The 15,486-nt window shown below is 64.8% G+C and carries 17 protein-coding genes; 12 read left to right on the top strand and 5 right to left on the bottom strand.

The features are described 5' to 3' along the window. The first annotated feature begins 70 nt into the window (after positions 1–70). From FJ414_RS14650 to FJ414_RS14615, 8 genes are all read left to right on the top strand, one after another. Positions 71–1,150, top strand: coding sequence for an ABC transporter ATP-binding protein (locus FJ414_RS14650; protein WP_140645087.1), 1,080 nt, complete (start codon positions 71–73; stop codon positions 1,148–1,150). Beyond that, the gene (locus FJ414_RS14645) at positions 1,147–2,070 is read left to right on the top strand and encodes an ABC transporter permease (protein WP_140645086.1); all 924 of its coding nucleotides are present in this window, start codon (positions 1,147–1,149) and stop codon (positions 2,068–2,070) included. The genes FJ414_RS14650 and FJ414_RS14645 overlap by 4 nt, the downstream gene beginning before the upstream one ends. Beyond that, positions 2,067–2,867, top strand: coding sequence for an ABC transporter permease (locus FJ414_RS14640; protein ID WP_140645085.1), 801 nt, complete (start codon positions 2,067–2,069; stop codon positions 2,865–2,867). The genes FJ414_RS14645 and FJ414_RS14640 overlap by 4 nt, the downstream gene beginning before the upstream one ends. Before the next feature lie 21 nt (positions 2,868–2,888). Continuing rightward, a complete protein-coding gene (ggt, locus tag FJ414_RS14635) occupies positions 2,889–4,475 on the top strand; it encodes a gamma-glutamyltransferase (protein WP_140645084.1) in 1,587 nt (528 codons plus the stop codon). 45 nt (positions 4,476–4,520) lie between these two features. Continuing rightward, on the top strand, positions 4,521–6,050 hold the full coding sequence (locus tag FJ414_RS14630; protein WP_140645083.1) for an acyl--CoA ligase: 1,530 nt from the start codon (positions 4,521–4,523) through the stop codon (positions 6,048–6,050). Next, entirely contained in the window at positions 6,050–7,036 is a 987-nt protein-coding gene (locus tag FJ414_RS14625; protein ID WP_140645082.1) for a 2-dehydropantoate 2-reductase, read from the top strand. The genes FJ414_RS14630 and FJ414_RS14625 overlap by 1 nt, the downstream gene beginning before the upstream one ends. 57 nt (positions 7,037–7,093) lie before the next feature. Next, positions 7,094–7,729, top strand: a complete 636-nt coding sequence (locus FJ414_RS14620) for a 2'-5' RNA ligase family protein (protein ID WP_140645081.1) — start codon at positions 7,094–7,096, stop codon at positions 7,727–7,729. 135 nt (positions 7,730–7,864) lie between these two features. Further along, the gene (locus tag FJ414_RS14615; protein WP_140645080.1) at positions 7,865–8,218 is read left to right on the top strand and encodes a nuclear transport factor 2 family protein; all 354 of its coding nucleotides are present in this window, start codon (positions 7,865–7,867) and stop codon (positions 8,216–8,218) included. A gap of 94 nt (positions 8,219–8,312) precedes the next feature. On the opposite strand, the gene FJ414_RS14610 is transcribed toward FJ414_RS14615, so the two are convergent. Next, entirely contained in the window at positions 8,313–8,792 is a 480-nt protein-coding gene (locus FJ414_RS14610; RefSeq protein WP_140645079.1) for an SRPBCC family protein, read from the bottom strand. Continuing rightward, positions 8,789–9,142 carry a metalloregulator ArsR/SmtB family transcription factor gene (locus tag FJ414_RS14605; protein WP_140645078.1) on the bottom strand — a complete coding sequence of 118 codons (354 nt, stop codon included), beginning with the start codon at positions 9,140–9,142 and terminating at the stop codon, positions 8,789–8,791. Before FJ414_RS14605 ends, FJ414_RS14610 begins: the two co-directional genes overlap by 4 nt. 150 nt (positions 9,143–9,292) lie before the next feature. On the opposite strand from FJ414_RS14605, the gene FJ414_RS14600 reads away from it, so the two are divergent. Then, the gene (locus FJ414_RS14600) at positions 9,293–9,640 is read left to right on the top strand and encodes an ArsC family reductase (RefSeq protein ID WP_140645077.1); all 348 of its coding nucleotides are present in this window, start codon (positions 9,293–9,295) and stop codon (positions 9,638–9,640) included. 249 nt (positions 9,641–9,889) lie between these two features. On the opposite strand, the gene FJ414_RS14595 is transcribed toward FJ414_RS14600, so the two are convergent. The 3 genes from FJ414_RS14595 to FJ414_RS14585 all read right to left on the bottom strand — a co-directional run bounded on the left by FJ414_RS14595 (position 9,890) and on the right by FJ414_RS14585 (position 12,526). Beyond that, positions 9,890–10,243, bottom strand: coding sequence for a DUF488 domain-containing protein (locus FJ414_RS14595; RefSeq protein ID WP_140645076.1), 354 nt, complete (start codon positions 10,241–10,243; stop codon positions 9,890–9,892). A 26-nt stretch (positions 10,244–10,269) separates the two neighbouring features. After that, positions 10,270–11,526 carry an aminopeptidase gene (locus FJ414_RS14590; protein ID WP_140645075.1) on the bottom strand — a complete coding sequence of 419 codons (1,257 nt, stop codon included), beginning with the start codon at positions 11,524–11,526 and terminating at the stop codon, positions 10,270–10,272. An 85-nt stretch (positions 11,527–11,611) separates the two neighbouring features. After that, complete coding sequence (locus tag FJ414_RS14585) at positions 11,612–12,526, bottom strand: LysR substrate-binding domain-containing protein (RefSeq protein WP_140645074.1); 915 nt, start codon at positions 12,524–12,526, stop codon at positions 11,612–11,614. A gap of 97 nt (positions 12,527–12,623) precedes the next feature. On the opposite strand from FJ414_RS14585, the gene FJ414_RS14580 reads away from it, so the two are divergent. The 3 genes from FJ414_RS14580 (at position 12,624) to sbmA (ending at position 15,454) form a co-directional block, all read left to right on the top strand. Beyond that, the gene (locus FJ414_RS14580; RefSeq protein WP_140645073.1) at positions 12,624–12,830 is read left to right on the top strand and encodes a hypothetical protein; all 207 of its coding nucleotides are present in this window, start codon (positions 12,624–12,626) and stop codon (positions 12,828–12,830) included. 83 nt (positions 12,831–12,913) lie between these two features. Then, on the top strand, positions 12,914–14,071 hold the full coding sequence (locus FJ414_RS14575; RefSeq protein WP_246672396.1) for a YbfB/YjiJ family MFS transporter: 1,158 nt from the start codon (positions 12,914–12,916) through the stop codon (positions 14,069–14,071). Positions 14,072–14,194: 123 nt separating this feature from the next. Further along, entirely contained in the window at positions 14,195–15,454 is a 1,260-nt protein-coding gene (gene sbmA, locus FJ414_RS14570) for a peptide antibiotic transporter SbmA (protein WP_140645072.1), read from the top strand. Positions 15,455–15,486: the final 32 nt, after the last annotated feature.

The following is a 15,486-nucleotide window of genomic DNA, read 5'->3' as shown; positions in this document are numbered from 1 at the left end:
GGAGCGGCGTCGGCGAGACGCCGCTCCGTATCGTTTCGCGAAAAATGATCCGGAGTTGAAGGAGATGCTCTTGTCTCTCGCGCAGACCGCGCTTCCCATCGGTATCAGCGGTATCGAGAAGCGCTTCGGCGGCGTGTCCGTGCTGCATAACCTCGGCCTCGATGTCGCCGCCGGCGAGTTCCTGACGCTGCTCGGGCCGTCCGGTTCGGGAAAGACGACGCTGCTGATGATCCTGGCCGGTTTCGTCCGGGCCAATGCCGGCTCCATCAAGGTCGGTGGCGAGGAGATCATCACCATGCCGCCGCACAAGCGCAACATCGGCATGGTGTTCCAGAACTATGCGCTGTTCCCGCATATGAACGTCTTCCACAACATCGCCTTTCCGCTAAAGCAGCGACGCGTGTCGACGGCCGAAACGGCCGAGCGTGTCGAGAGGGCGCTGGACCTTGTGCAGATGAAAGGCCTCGGCGAGCGCCGCGTCGACCAGCTCTCCGGCGGCCAGCGGCAACGTGTGGCCTTGGCCCGCGCCATTGTCTTCGAGCCGCGCATCGTGCTGATGGACGAGCCGCTCTCGGCGCTCGACAAGAGCCTGCGCGAGCATATGCAGATCGAGCTGCGCAACCTGCATCGAAGGCTCGGCATGACGACGGTCTACGTCACGCACGACCAGCGCGAGGCGATCACCATGTCGGACCGCGTCGCCGTCATGAATGCCGGGCGCATCGAGCAGATCGACCAGCCCGAAGCCCTTTACGCCAGGCCGAAGACAAAATTCGTCGCCGGCTTCATCGGCGAATCCAGCTTCATTCCGGTCGAATGCCGCAATGGCGGCGTCTGGCATGAGGGGAGCAAGCTGCGCATGAAGGATCCGATGCCGTCCTCGGGCCGGCACCTGATGGTGGTGCGGCCGGAAAAGCTGCGCGTGATCGCCGGCGAACCTGCAGGCGACGTCAATGCGCTGCCGGCAATTGTCGGCGACGTCATCTATCAGGGCGACAGCTTCGTCTGCTACGCGACGCTCAGGGATGGGCGACAGGTGACGTTGCGCGACTATTGCCGTTCCGACGTGCTGGCGAAACTGCCGGCGCCGGGCGAGCCGATCACGCTCGGCATCGACGCGCAGGACGTCGTTCTGGTGGCCGATCAATGAGCCTCGCATCCGCCGGTTTCGATCATGTCGGCAGGTCTCATCGCGCGCTCAATGCCGATGCGCTCAACGCCGACGCGCGCCGGGAGGCGCGTGGCCTGCTCGCGCTTCTGTCGCCCGGGCTGCTTCTGGTCTTCGCCGTCATCATCGTGCCGATCGGCTGGCTGTTCTGGCTGTCGCTGTTCGACGAAGCCGGCCAACTCAGCGCCGCCAATTACGCGCGCTTCTTCGAGCAGGCCTCCTACATCAAGACCTTCGTCACCACCTTCAAGGTGGCCTTCGTCGTCACCGGCGCCTGCGTGCTGTTCGGTTATCCGCTGGCCTATATGCTGTCGCAGCTGCCGCGCCGCGCCGCCGGGGTCTGCCTGGTCTTCGTCATCCTGCCGTTCTGGACCTCGGTGCTGGTGCGCACCTATGCCTGGCTGGTCATCCTGCAGCGCAAGGGCCTGGTCAACAGCTGGCTGATCGACCTCGGCGTTGTCTCCCAGCCGCTGCCGCTCGCCAACAATTTCGCCGGCGTGGTCATCGGCATGACCCACATCATGCTGCCCTTCCTGGTCCTGCCGCTCTACGCGTCGATGAAGAGCATCGACACCGACTGCCTGCGCGCCGGCATGAATCTCGGCGCCAGCCCGGCCGCCACTTTCCGGCAGATTTTCCTGCCGCTGTCGCTGCCCGGTCTCGCCTCGGGCGTGGTCATCATCTTCGTGCTGTGCCTCGGCTTCTTCGTCACCCCGGCGCTAATGGGCGGCGGCAAGGTGATCATGTGGGCGATGCGCATGGAACAGACCACCAGCCTCTATTCCAACTGGGGCGCGGGCGCCGCGCTCGGCGTCGTGCTGCTTGGCGTCACGCTGGCGCTGCTCGGCCTCTTCCAGTGGCTGCTCGGCGCCCGCGCCACCGGGGTCTGGAGTGAGCGATGAGCATGGAGAACGCCCTGCCCATCTCGCATCGGCAACGCCTCTGGCTCTACGCGCTCGGCGGGCTTGTCATGCTGTTCCTGATCGCGCCGTCGGTGATCATCGTCATCATGTCCTTCTCCGGTTCGACGCTCTTGCAGTTCCCGCCGCAGGAATGGTCGCTGCGCTGGTATGAGAGCTATTTCGGCTCCGTCGAATGGCGCGACGCCACCATCGTGTCGGTCAAAGTGGCGTTAATGACGGCGGTCGTCGCAACCCTGCTCGGCACCGCCGCGGCCTACGCCATCAACGCCCGCACGCTGCGGCTGACCGGCGCCATCAACGCGCTGCTCACCGCCTCGCTGATCATCCCGGTCATCCTGATCGGCATCGGCACATTCTTTCTCTATGCCCGCATAGGCCTCAACAACACGCTGACCGGCCTCGTCATCGCGCACACGGTGCAGGCGCTGCCGCTGGTCGTGTTGACAGTCCTTTCGGGCCTGCGCTCCTACGACATGAACCAGGAGATGGTCGCGCGCAGCCTCGGCGCCGGCCGCTTCTCTGCCTTCTTTCAGGTGACGATGCCGCAGATACGCTTCTCGATCGTCTCCGGTGCGCTGTTTGCCTTCATCACCTCCTTCGACGAGGTGGTGGTGTCGCTGTTCATCTCCGGCGGCGAGACCACGACGCTGACGCGCCGCATGTTCAATGCGCTGCGCGACCAGATCGATCCGACGATCGCCGCCATTTCGACTTGCCTGATCGGGCTATCGATCGTCTTGTTGTCCGCTGCCCAGCTTTTCGGCCGCCGACGTTGATACAGGGATACCCAGAACCGCATGCGTGACTTCCAGTTTCCAGGCCGCTCGCCGGTTCGCGCCACCGGGGCCATGGCCGCGACCTCGCATCCGCTCGCCACGCTTGCGGCAATCGACATGCTGCGCTCCGGCGGCAACGCCATGGACGCCGCGGTCTGCGCGGCCGCGGTGCAGGCCGTGGTCGAGCCGCAATCGACCGGCATCGGCGGCGACTGCTTTGTCCTCTATTGCCCGAAGGGCGACGGGAACGTGCTTGCCTTCAATGGCTCGGGCCGCGCACCCGCCGCCGCGACGGTCGACTGGTACCGGGACAAGGGATTCAGCGAACTGCCGAAACAAGGCCCGCACGCGGTCACCGTTCCCGGCGCCATCGACGCCTGGTGCCGCTTGTTGGAGGATCACGGCCGCAAGGGTTTGGCCGACGCGCTCGCTCCGGCCATTCGTTACGCGGAAGAAGGCTATGTCGTGCACGACCGCGTCGCCTTCGACTGGGAGGATCCCGAGACCGACCTGTCGGCCGACGAGGTCGCGACGCGCATCTTCCTGCCGGGCGGCAAGCCGCCGAAGGCGGGTGACGTCCATCGCCAGCCGGAGCTGGCTGAGACGCTGCGCGTCATCGCCAGGAAAGGCCGCGCCGGTTTCTACGAGGGTGCGGTCGCGGACGATCTGGTCGGGCGGCTTCGCGCGCTCGGCGGCCTGCATACGCTCGACGATTTCGCCGCCACCAAGGGCGATTACCGGACCCCGGTCAGCACCTCCTATCGCGGCTACGACATCCACCAGATGCCGCCCAACAATCAGGGCCTCACAGCGCTTCTGATGCTTAACCTGCTCTCGGGCTTTGATCTGGGCAAGCTCGATCCGGACGGCGCCGCGCGCCTGCACCTCGAGATCGAGGCGGGCCGGCTCGCCTACCAGGACCGCGATGCGTTTTTCGCCGATCAAGATCATGTCGACGTGCCGGTCAAGGCGCTGCTTTCCGGCGCCTATGCCGATCGCCTGCGCGCCGCGATCGATCCCGAGCGCGCCATGACCGATCTGCCGCGTCTCGACCTGCCGGGCAGCGACACGGTCTATATCAGCGTCGTCGACCGCGACCGCAATGCGGTCAGCTTCATCAACTCGACCTATTATTCCTTCGGCAGCGGCGTCGTCGGCCCGAAGACCGGCGTCGTGCTGCAGAACCGCGGTTCCAGCTTCCGCCTCGATCCGAAGCACCCGAACGCAATCGCGCCGGGCAAGCGGCCGATGCACACGATCATGCCGGGCATGATGACGAGGAACGGCCGCGCCATGATGCCCTTCGGCGTGATGGGCGGCGGCTATCAGCCCTTCGGCCATGTCCATGTGCTGACAAACATGATCGACTTCGGCATGGACCCGCAGCAGGCGATCGATGCCGCGCGGGTGTTCTACAACCACGACGTCGTCGAGGCCGAGCGAAGCGTGCGCACCGAGACGATCGAAGGCCTCCGCCGGCTTGGTCACAAGGTGGTCGAGCCCGGTCATCCGCTGGGCGGCGGGCAGGCGGTGCTGATCGATTGGGAAAAGGGCACGCTGACCGGCGCGTCCGATCCGCGCAAGGACGGCCTGGCGCTCGGATATTGAGCAGCGCTGGACATCGGCCGATCGTTCGAAACATAGTCTGGAACCATGACAAACAGCGAAAACGCCACCGATCTCGCCCATCGCCTTGCGCCTGGCGCCGACGACGCGCCGGCCATCGCCGCGCCCGAACGGACGGCCCTTTCGCATGGCGGACTGCGCCGCCTGATCGGCGATACCGTGGCGGGGCTCAACGCGCTGGGCATCGGCCGCGGCGACCGTGTCGCCATCGTGCTGCCGAACGGTCCGGAAATGGCGACGGCTTTCATCGCCGTTGCTGCGGCCGCGTCCACCGCGCCGCTCAATCCGGCCTACCGCGCCGACGAGCTCGATTTCTATCTGAGCGACATCGGCGTCAAGGCGATCCTCGTCGGCAGGGACGAGCAGGGCCCTTCGGTCGAAGTCGCCGGGCGCCTCGGCATCCCGGTGCTGCGGCTGGCGGCGCCGCAAGGCGCGCCGTCCGGCGTGTTCACGATCGAGGGCGATCCCGCCGGGCCGCCGGTCGCCTCGGGCCTGGCCGCCGACGGCGATGTCGCGCTCCTTCTGCATACCTCCGGCACCACGTCGCGTCCGAAACTGGTGCCGCTCAGCCACGCCAATCTCGCGGCGTCGGCAACGCATATCGGCGCGACGCTCGGCCTGACGCCAGCCGACCGCTGCCTCAACATCATGCCGTTGTTTCACATCCATGGCCTGATCGCCGCGGTGCTTTCCTCGCTCGCCGCCGGCGGCAGCGTTTTCTGCACGCCGGGTTTCAACGCGCTGCGTTTCTTCCAGTGGCTCTCCGAAGCCAAGCCCAGCTGGTACACCGCCGTGCCCACCATGCACCAGGCGATCCTGCCGCGCGCCGCCCGCAACCCCGAGCAACTCGCCGAGGCGAAGCTGCGCTTCATCCGCTCGTCGTCGGCTTCGCTCCCGGCGCAAGTGATGGCCGAGCTCGAATCCACCTTCGGCTGCCCGGTGGTCGAGGCCTACGGCATGACCGAGGCCGCGCACCAGATGGCGTCCAACCGCCTGCCGCCCGGACTGCGCAAGCCCGGCAGCGTCGGCGCGTCGGCGGGACCGGAAATCGCCGTCATGGCGCAGGACGGGCGGCTGCTCAAACCCGGCGAGATCGGCGAGATCGTCATTCGCGGCCCCAACGTCACCGCCGGCTATGAGAAGAACCCGGACGCCAACGCCAGCGCCTTCGCTCATGGCTGGTTCCACACCGGCGACCAGGGCGTGCTCGACGAGGACAGCTACCTGCGCGTCACCGGCCGGCTGAAGGAAATCATCAATCGCGGTGGCGAAAAGATTTCGCCGCTCGAGGTCGACGAAGTGCTGATGGACCATCCGGCGGTGGCGCAGGTCGTCACCTTCGCCATGCCGCATGACAAGCTGGGTGAAGAGGTAGCATCCGCTGTCGTGCTTCGCGAAGGCCAGAGCGCCAGCGAGGCAGACATTCGCGGCTTTGCCTCGACGCGGCTCGCCGATTTCAAGGTGCCGCGCAAGGTGCTGATCCTCGACGAGATCCCGAAGGGCGCGACCGGCAAGCTGCAGCGCATTGGGCTGGCGGCCAAGCTCGGTCTCGGCTGATGCGCATCACTGTCTTCGGCGCCGGCGCCATCGGTGGCTATCTCGCCGCGAAGCTCGCGATCGCCGGCTCGGTCGATCTGTCGATCGTGGCGCGCGGCGCGCATCTGGAGGCGATCGAGGCCAACGGCCTTCGCCTGATCGAGGACGGCAAGGAAACGGTGGCGCGGGTCAGGGCGGCGGCACGTGCCGAGGAACTCGGCGTGCAGGACTATGTCGTGCTGGCGCTGAAGGCGCATTCGCTGGCGCCGGCGCTCGATCAGATCGCGCGGCTGCTGGGCGAGGGGACAGCCGTCGTCACCATGCAGAACGGCGTGCCCTGGTGGTATTTCCACAAGGCCGGCGGCGCGCTCGAAGGCTCGCGGCTCGACGCGGTCGATCCTGGCGGTGCGATCTGGGATCGCATCGGGCCGGAGCGGGTCATCGGCTCGGTCGTCTATCCCGCCGTCGAGGTCGACGCGCCCGGCCTGATCCGCCATGTCGAGGGCGCGCGCTTTTCGCTGGGCGAACCGTCGGGCGAGAAGAGCGAGCGAGCCACCGCGCTTGCCCGCGAAATGGTCAAGGCCGGGCTGCAGGCGCCGGTGCGCGAGGACATCCGCTCGGAGATTTGGGTGAAGCTTTGGGGCAATCTTTCCTTCAACCCGATCTCGGCGCTGACCGGCAGCACGCTTGCGGCCATCGTTGCAGACGAATCCACCCGCGCCGTCGCCCGCGCCATGATGCTGGAGGCGCAGGCGATCGGCGAGAGCCTCGGCGTGCGTTTCCTCATCCCCGTCGACCGGCGCATCAAGGGCGCAGGCGATGTCGGCGAGCACAAGACCTCGATGCTGCAGGATCTCGAACGCGGCCGCCCGATGGAGATCGACGCGCTGGTTACCGCCGTGCAGGAGCTCGGGCGCCTGACCGGCCAGCCGACGCCTACCATCGACACCGTGCTGGCGCTGGTACGGCGGCTGGCGATCGAGCGCGGGTGTTATTCTCCCTTGTAGTTTGTTCCTGATTTGTTCTAATCTGATCCTTTGGACGATATCCGAAAGGGATCAGCCATGAACGAACAACCGTGGTTCGGGATCGGCAGGAATGGGCAGGCTTTTTTTCGTTGGGACGAGCCCAGTCAGGAGCCCAACGACCGACTGTTCTTCGCCATCCTTCTCGAAGAGATGATTGCTCGTATGCTGGCCTCACGAGCCGTGACTTGGCAGCGGGAGTTAGGGCTCGGCGGAAAGCTCATTCGAACCAGGCATCTGCATATTTCGCTTGTCATGCTCGGCGATCACGATGGATTGCCAAGATCTCTGGTCGACGCCGCTTGCTCGGCAGGCTCTCTCGTCCGAGCTCAAGCCTTTGATGTGTCGTTTGACCGTCTGTCGGCCTTTGGTGGCGGCGCTCTCGTTCTGCGCGGCAGTGACGGCGTTCCCGCATTGCAGGCCTTCTGGCGAGCGCTCGCCGCTGTGCTATCCGACAGCCCGTTTAAGCCGCTTGTCGGGAAGTCGATCGAGCCGCACGTCACATTGCTGCGTGACAAAGTGCGTGTTCCGAAAGTCAATGAGCGGCCAATTGAGCCGATTGGTTGGACCGTGCGCGAGTTCGTGCTGATACACAGCTTCCTGCGTCAGGACCGCTATCAGGTCATCAGACGCTGGCAATTGAACGGTCAGGATGACGCGCATGCTGTCATGTGAGCATCTCAAATCGTCTTTAGCGTCAGCGCGCAGGCCTCGCCATGCTGACAGGAATTGTCACCTGCGAAGCGACCGAGCCGTGGCGGGCGAACGATCGATACCTACTTGATGTCTGGTCCAAACCGGGAGGATCCCATGACCACTGCCGAAATTGCCAAGGACTTCACCGAACTCCTCAAGCAGGGCGACAGCCATAGCGCCGCCGCGAAATACAATGCCGACGACATCGTAAGTTACGAAGCCATGGAAGGCCCGATGGCCGTGTGCAACGGCAAGGAAGCCGTCAAGCAGAAGGGCGAGTGGTGGGAAGCGAACCACGAGGTCCATGGCGGCTCGGTCGAGGGTCCCTATGTCAATGGCGACCAGTTCGCCTTGCGCTTCAGCTTCGACATTACGCCCAAATCCACCGGCGAACGTGTCAAAATGGACGAGGTCGGCCTCTACACGGTCAAGAACGGCAAGATCAGCGAAGAGCGTTTTTACTATTGAGGCCGATGCGCTGAGGCTTTTTGCTTCCTTTCGCTTGCAAATTTGAAATCAGGGATGGCGACCGGGCAGATATTCCGGTCGCCATGCCGGCTTCTCAAATCGTCTTCACATACTGAGCCAGCTGGTCGGCCACCGCGCCCCAGCCGTCGAAGAAACCCATCTCCTCGTGGCTGTTGCGCGTCGCCTCGTCGCGGTGGATGGCGGTGGCGGTGTAGCGCGTGCCCTTGCCTTCCGGTGTCAGGGTAATGACCGCGGTGATGAACGGCTTGCCCGACGGCCGGTAGCCCGGCAGCAGCGCGTCGGTCCACACCAAGCGTTCGTTCGGCACGATCTCGAGATAGCAGCAATGGCGGTCGCTCACCTCCTTGCCGTCGGGCGACTGGATGCGCGTGCGGAACAGGCCGCCCGGTCTGAAGTCGATCTCGCAATCGGTGATGACCCACGGTTTTGGCGTGAACCACTGCTTGACGTGCTCCGGCATCGTCCAGGCGCGCCACAGCAATTCGCGTGGCGCATCGAGAAAGCGCTCCAGCGTCAGGTCCAGTTTCGGGTTCGGCTTGAACGGATAGCTCACTTTTCACTCTCCTTGAGGCTCATCACATAAGCGTCGAACTGGTCGAGGCGGCGCTCCCACAGCGCGCGCTGTTCGACGAGCCAGTTTTCCGCAAGCTTCAGCGGCTCGGGCAAAAGACTGTAGGTTCTGACGCGGCCGGTCTTTTGCGACTGCACCAGTCCGCAGCCCTCCAGCACCTTGAGATGCTCGACGAAGGAGGGCAGGGCCATCTCGAACGGCTCCGCCAGTTCGCTGACCGAGGCTGGGCTTCTGTTCAGCCGCTCCACGACACCCCGGCGCGTCGGATCGGCAAGCGCGCGAAAAATGCCGTCGATGGGCGGCGGGCTCTGGCTGGCGGTATCGAGGCTCATCATTGGCTCTCGGTCCTGGCGTTGCGAATAATACTTAGGAAAAAACCTTAGTGTTGGCAAGAGCCAAGAACGAGCCGTCGTGAAGCGCTGGCAAAGCTGCTGCTGCGGGCCTAGGATTCACTCAGATTCGCAAACCCACCGAGGCCTGCCTTGCCCATCACTATGTACGGCATCACCACCTGCGAGACGATCAGGAAGGCGCGCGCCTGGCTGGAGAGCCATGACGTGCCGTATCGCTTCCATGACTACCGCGCCGAAGGGATCGAGGCGGAAAGGCTGAACGGCTGGGTCGGCAGGGTCGGCTGGGAAAAGCTGCTCAACAAGGGCAGCACCACTTTTCGTGAGCTGACGGAGGCGGACAAGGCCGGGCTGGACGAGAAGAAGGCGAAGAAGCTGATGCTCGCCAAGCCGACGATGATCAAGCGCCCGGTACTGGAGGTCGGGGAGCGGGTTTTGGTAGGGTTCAAGCCGGAGGTCTATGAGGAGGCGGTGAAATAGGGGCCGGACGCCGAAGCTGCCAATCTCCCCCCTTGCGGGGGAGATGGCCGGCAGGCCAGAGGGGGGTGTGAAGGAACGCGGCGTTGGCCAACGTGGCGACGCGAACCTGCCTCGGGTAAGCGGTTTGATTATTGAGGGGTTTGAGGGACAGCATCCCCCTCTGCCCTGCCGGGCATCTCCCCCGCAAGGGGGGAGATATGACGTCGCGTCGGCTTTCGTCAATCGCCGATAGGTAGCGCAGAGATCCTCTCACGCCCCTCGCAAATATCCCGCCAGCGCCATCGCGTTGTTATGTGCCTCGTCATGCGCGCCGTAGAGCAGCGTCACCTTGCCCCTGCCGAGTAGCGCACGCAGCTCTGCCACCGCGTCGCCATTCGCGTCGAGCTCAGCTCGATACCGCTTCTGGAACTCTGCCCAGCGCTCCGGCTCGTGCCCGAACCATTTGCGCAGCGCGTCGCTCGGCGCGATCTCCTTCAGCCATAGCGTCAGTTCGGCGTCCTTCTTGCTGACGCCACGCGGCCAGATTCGGTCGACGAGCACCCGCTGGCCGTCGGCTTTCGCCGGCGGCTCGTAGACGCGCTTCACCGCTATGTCGAAGGCCATCATACCTCCAATGAGCGAGAGACCTCTTACGCCCACTCGCCCTTGCGCATCACCGGCACGCGGCCGCCGTCCTTGGCGACGCCGTCAATGTCGATCTTGTCGGAGCCGATCATCCAGTCGATATGGATGAAGCTCTTGTTGCCGCCGCGCTCGGCGATCTCGTCCTGGCTGAGCGAAGCGCCGTCGACGAAGCACTTCGAATAGCACTGCCCGAGCGCGATGTGGCAGGCGGCGTTTTCGTCGAACAGCGTGTTGAAGAACAACAGCCCGCTCTTCGAAATCGGCGAGGAATGCGGCACCAGCGCCACTTCGCCGAGGCGGCGCGCGCCCTCGTCGGTGTCGAGCACCTTCTTCAAGACGTCCTCGCCCTTCGAGGCCTTGGCCTCGACGATCCGCCCGCCCTCGAAGCGCACGGAAATCTCGTCGATCAGCGTGCCCTGATAGGAGAGCGGCTTGGTCGAGGAGACATGGCCCTCGACGCGCCTTGCATGCGGCGTGGTGAAGACTTCCTCGGTCGGGATGTTCGGGTTGCAGGTGACGCCGTTCTTCGCCGTCGAGGCGCCGCCCATCCATTCATGGCCATCCGCCAGCCCGACGGTCAGGTCGGTGCCTGGACCGGTGAAATGCAGCGCGTGGAAATTATGCCCGTTCAGCCATTTCGTGCGTTCGGCCAAGGCGGCGTTGTGTGCCTTCCAGTTGCCGATCGGGTCCTCGACGTCGACCCGCGAGGCCGAGAAGATGGCGTCGGCGAGCTTCACCACCGTGACGTCGTCCGCCTCGCCCGGAAAAACCTGCTTTGCCCAGGCAAGGTCGGGATAGGCGACGATGTTCCAGTTGATGTCGAAGCCGGTGATTTTTTCCAGCGCCGGCTGGTAGGCCATCGAGTTCGCCTTGTTGGCGCGCGCCACCTTGGCCGGATCTTGCGACGAGAGCAGCGACGGATCTTCGCCGCGCACGGCGAGCCGCGCCGCATTGTTCGAGAAGGCCTTCGCCATGCCTTCATATAGCCAGCCGGCGGCGCGGTCGAAGCCGGCGTCGGCGCCGTAGCGGAAACGCGCCAGCGTGATCTCGTCGTCGTTGAAGATCGGCGTCACCAGCCCGGCGCCGGCCTTGTAGGCGTGCTCGACGATGCGGCGGGTCAGCGGCAGCGCCGCGATCGACGAGGTCAGCACCAGATCCTGTCCGGGCTGCAGCTGCAGCCCGACCTTGATGGCGACTTCCGCCAGCCTGTCGAGCTTCACCGGGTCGATGGTTGCCGAAACGCCGCGCGAATGTGTGGTCATGGGTCCTGCCTGCCGTTTGTTGGGGTCCTGTTCCTACATAGACCGCTGCGGTTGGCCTTTCCACCGCGATCGACTGGGCCTGATTTCAGGCGGCGCTGTCCAGCGCCCGGAACTGCGCCATGGTCGCCTCGATCTCCTCGCGAATCCAGGCCTTGAAGTCGCGCACCTTGCGGCTTTCGCTTTTTGTGGCTGAGGTCACCAGCCAGTAACCCAGCCCGCTCTCGGCCCGCACACCGAAGGGCGCGACCAGCCGGCCGTCGGCCAACGCGTCGGCGGTGAGCAATTGCCAGGCGAGCATCACGCCGTGGCCGGCGATCGCCGATTCCAGGCACAGCATCGGATCGGTGAAACGCGCTCCCTTCTGGAAGGTGACCGGCTCGACGCCGGCCGCCTCGAACCAGCCGTCCCAGCTGAACATCGCCCGTTCGTCGGTGATGGCGCAGGTCTGCGCCAGATCGCCGATCGACTTCAGCCTGGCAGCGATCGATGGCGCGCAGACCGGAAACACTTCCTGGGCAAGCAGAAGCTCGGCGCGGTCGCCCGGCCATTTGCCATCGCCAAGCCGGATGGCGATATCGATGTCCGAGCGGTCGAGATCGGCGACCCTGGCCGAGGCGTCGATGCGCAAAAGCACGTTCGGGTGTCGGGAGAAATGCCTCGATAGCCGGGGCAGCAGCCATTTCGAGGCGAAGGCCGGCGCCACCGAGACGACCAGCGTGCATTCGTTGGCCTCGTCGGCCAGCGCCACCGCTTGCGCGATCTCGCGGAAGCCGGCGCTGAGCCGCGCCGTGAAGGCAGCGCCGAATTCGGTCGGCACGAGCCCGCCCGGCGTCCGTTCGAACAGCGCCTGCCCCAGCTGCTTTTCGGTGCGCTTGACCTGCTGGCTGACGGCGCTGACCGAGACATTCAGCTCGGTGGCCGCTCCCGCCAGCGATCCCAGCCGAGCGACGGTTTCCACGGCACGCAGGCCGTTGAGATGGACGCGATTGAGCATAGCCATTCAGTTTTTCTAAAGTAGATGGATCGGAATCTCAATTGAAACCCGACAGAAAAGGGCGGAATTTAACAGGAATAGCCTTGAGCCAGGAGGTGGTCCCATGAAGATTTTATCCTTGCTGAAAGGGCTTTCCGGCGCCGAGGCGAGGCCGCGCGATGACGATGACGATGAGATGACCCGCTGGATCACCGATCCGCTGTCGCATCCGGTGCTCGACACCATGTCGGAGCGCGAGCTCGGCGACATGCCCTTCCGGCTGACGGCCCGCCGCACCGCATACGAGATCGTGGGCACAACCTGTCTCTGACGCCATTCGGCCCGGTTGCGGGGCAGCGCTGGCCCAACGCAAGCACATTGTTTCGCTGACGCGCGCACTTATTGTGCGCCGCAATGAACGCCTCGCCATCTCCACTGCGCCTTGCCCTTGCCGGCATGGTCGCGCTCGCCGTTGCCATGGGCATCGGCCGCTTCGTCTACACGCCCATCCTGCCCGGCATGATGGAGGAACTGCACCTGACGCCGGCCGACGCCGGCTGGATAGCTTCCGCCAATTATCTCGGCTACCTCATCGGCGCGCTCGCCGCGGCCGGCGGCTGGGCGCATGACCGCGAGCGCATGCTGATGTTCGCCGGCCTCGCCGCCAGCGCCGTGCTCGCGGCCCTCATGGGGCTCAATGAGACCATGGCCGCCTTCCTCGTCATCCGCTTCCTCGCCGGCCTCGCCAGCGCCTTCGTCATGGTGTTCATGGCCTCGATCGTCTTCAGCCATCTGGCTGAGGCCGGCCGCGGCGATTTGCAGGCGCTGCATTTCGGTGGCGTCGGTCTCGGCATTGCCGCGTCCTCGGCGCTGCTGGCGATCCTCGTCTCCGAACACGCGGGCTGGGCCGCCGGCTGGCTCTGGTCCGGAGCGCTTTCGGCGGTCGGCCTGCTCGTCGTCATGCTGCTCGCCGGCTCGACCACGCCGGCCAATGTCACCGACGGGCGCGAGCCGGCGCTGCCGAAGGACGGCTCCCTGGTGAAGATGATCGTCGCCTATGGGTTGTTCGGCTTCGGCTATGTGGTGACGGCCACTTTCCTGGTCGCCATCGTGCGCCAAGGCGGCGGCGGGCGCGTCTTCGAGGCCACCGTCTGGATGGTCGCCGGACTTGCCGGCTTTCCCTCGACTTGGGCGTGGCAGAAGCTCGCCGGCCGGATAGGGCTCTATGCCGCTTATGCCGCGAGCTGCCTGGTCGAGGTGGTCGGCGTCACCGCCAGCGTCGTCGTCAAGGGCGCAGCCGGACCGTTGATTGCCGGCGTCCTGCTCGGCGGCACCTTCATCGCCCTCACGGCGCTGGGCATACAGATGGGCAGGCAGCTCGCGCCGCGGGCGCCGCGCCGCATCTTCGCGGTGATGACGGCAGCCTTCGGCCTTGGCCAGATCGTCGGCCCGATCGCCGCCGGCCTGCTTGCTCAGGCATCGGGCAATTACGTGCTTGCCTCGATCATGGCGGCGGCGGCCTTGCTGCTCTCCGGCGTCATTGCCTGGTCGGCTGCGCCAAAATCGCCATGATTTGCGGCCTTGTTCGATGCCGGGCATCGGGCATGGGCATTTTCTTTCCCCCTAATGTGTGACCTTATGCCCGCCGAACAGCAACGCCGCTGATTTGCGGTCAGACCGAGGAAACCCGCCACAGTGTTCGTATCTTTTTTCCCGCAGCCGAAGCTCTTCTTCACCTCGGCCGCCGTCTGGAGCCTTGCGGCGATTCTGTTCTGGTTTTTCGGCGGCGAGCAACTGGGAGCCGTCTTAGGCTTCCCTCCCGCTGCGGCCGGCGCGCCGCCCATCATCGGCATCGCGGTGCTGTGGTCGAAGCCCTTCCTGTGGTTCTACATCTACTTCGCGGCCTGCGTGGCGGTCTTCTATGCGTTCTGGAGCTGGTATGCGCCGCATCCGTGGCAGAACTGGTCGATCCTGATGACCGCCGTCATCCTGTTCTTCATCTATTTCAACGTGCAGGTCTCCGTCGCGGTCAACAACTGGTATGGTCCTTTCTTCGACTACGTTCAGGGCCTGATGTCGGGAACGACAGCCTCGACCGACACCGAATTCTACAAGGGATTGGCCGACTTCTCCTGGCTGGCGCTAGTCGGCATGAACGTGCAGGTGATCAACGCCTTCATCGTCAGCCATTGGATCTTCCGCTGGCGAACCGCGATGAACAATTACTTCGTGGCCAACTGGAGCCGGCTGCGCCATATCGAGGGCGCCTCGCAGCGCATCCAGGAAGACACGATGCGTTTCTCGCAGATCATGGAGGACCTGGGCTCCAGCTTCGTCCAGTCGATCATGACCCTGATCGCCTTCCTGCCGGTGATGATCCAGCTTCAGGCGCACATCACCGAGCTGCCGATCATCGGCGCGGTGCCGCAGCCTCTGGTCGTTGCGGCTCTGGGCTGGTGCCTGTTCGGCACGGCCTCGGTGATGCTCGCAGGCATCAAGCTGCCGGGCCTCCAGTTCCGCAATCAGCGCGTCGAGGCGGCTTACCGCAAGGAACTTGTCTACGGCGAGGATCATCCCGATCGGGCGCAGCCGGCGACGACGGCGGAGCTGTTCACCAATGTGCGCCGCAACTACTTCAGGCTCTATTTCCACTACATCTATTTCAACGTCGTCCGGTACACGTACCTGCAGGCGGACAACATCTTCTCGCTGCTGATCCTCGGGCCATCGCTGGTCGCCCATAAGATCACCTTCGGCGCGCTCAACCAGATTTCGAATGCCTTCGGCAAGGTGACGAATTCGCTCCAGTTCCTGCTGAATTCCTGGTCGACCATCGTCGAACTGCAGTCGGTCCACAAGCGCCTGCGCGCCTTCGAGGCGACGCTCCAAGGCGAGCCGCTTCCGGACATCGACCGGCGCTATCTGGCTCGGCAGGGCGCTGAGGACCCGGCCTGATCTGGAACAACCCAGGAGAGCGTAAAGATAAG

The organism is Mesorhizobium sp. B3-1-6 (assembly GCF_006439555.1).
In the GTDB taxonomy this organism is placed as follows: Bacteria; Pseudomonadota; Alphaproteobacteria; order Rhizobiales; family Rhizobiaceae; genus Mesorhizobium.
The sequence above is the reverse complement of the archived record's forward strand: the minus strand, read 5'-3'. Positions and strand labels throughout refer to the sequence as shown.

Excerpts from the sequence above, each read along its gene's own strand:
- FJ414_RS14615 (WP_140645080.1), top strand. The coding sequence starts at position 7,865 with ATGACCACTGCCGAAATTGCCAAGGACTTCACCGAACTCCTCAAGCAG.
- FJ414_RS14640 (WP_140645085.1), top strand. The coding sequence starts at position 2,067 with ATGAGCATGGAGAACGCCCTGCCCATCTCGCATCGGCAACGCCTCTGG.
- FJ414_RS14585 (WP_140645074.1), bottom strand. The coding sequence starts at position 12,526 with ATGGCTATGCTCAATCGCGTCCATCTCAACGGCCTGCGTGCCGTGGAA.
- FJ414_RS14630 (WP_140645083.1), top strand. The coding sequence starts at position 4,521 with ATGACAAACAGCGAAAACGCCACCGATCTCGCCCATCGCCTTGCGCCT.
- FJ414_RS14605 (WP_140645078.1), bottom strand. The coding sequence starts at position 9,142 with ATGAGCCTCGATACCGCCAGCCAGAGCCCGCCGCCCATCGACGGCATT.
- FJ414_RS14620 (WP_140645081.1), top strand. The coding sequence starts at position 7,094 with ATGAACGAACAACCGTGGTTCGGGATCGGCAGGAATGGGCAGGCTTTT.
- FJ414_RS14645 (WP_140645086.1), top strand. The coding sequence starts at position 1,147 with ATGAGCCTCGCATCCGCCGGTTTCGATCATGTCGGCAGGTCTCATCGC.
- FJ414_RS14595 (WP_140645076.1), bottom strand. The coding sequence starts at position 10,243 with ATGGCCTTCGACATAGCGGTGAAGCGCGTCTACGAGCCGCCGGCGAAA.
- FJ414_RS14590 (WP_140645075.1), bottom strand. The coding sequence starts at position 11,526 with ATGACCACACATTCGCGCGGCGTTTCGGCAACCATCGACCCGGTGAAG.
- FJ414_RS14625 (WP_140645082.1), top strand. The coding sequence starts at position 6,050 with ATGCGCATCACTGTCTTCGGCGCCGGCGCCATCGGTGGCTATCTCGCC.
- FJ414_RS14580 (WP_140645073.1), top strand. The coding sequence starts at position 12,624 with ATGAAGATTTTATCCTTGCTGAAAGGGCTTTCCGGCGCCGAGGCGAGG.
- FJ414_RS14575 (WP_246672396.1), top strand. The coding sequence starts at position 12,914 with ATGAACGCCTCGCCATCTCCACTGCGCCTTGCCCTTGCCGGCATGGTC.
- ggt (WP_140645084.1), top strand. The coding sequence starts at position 2,889 with ATGCGTGACTTCCAGTTTCCAGGCCGCTCGCCGGTTCGCGCCACCGGG.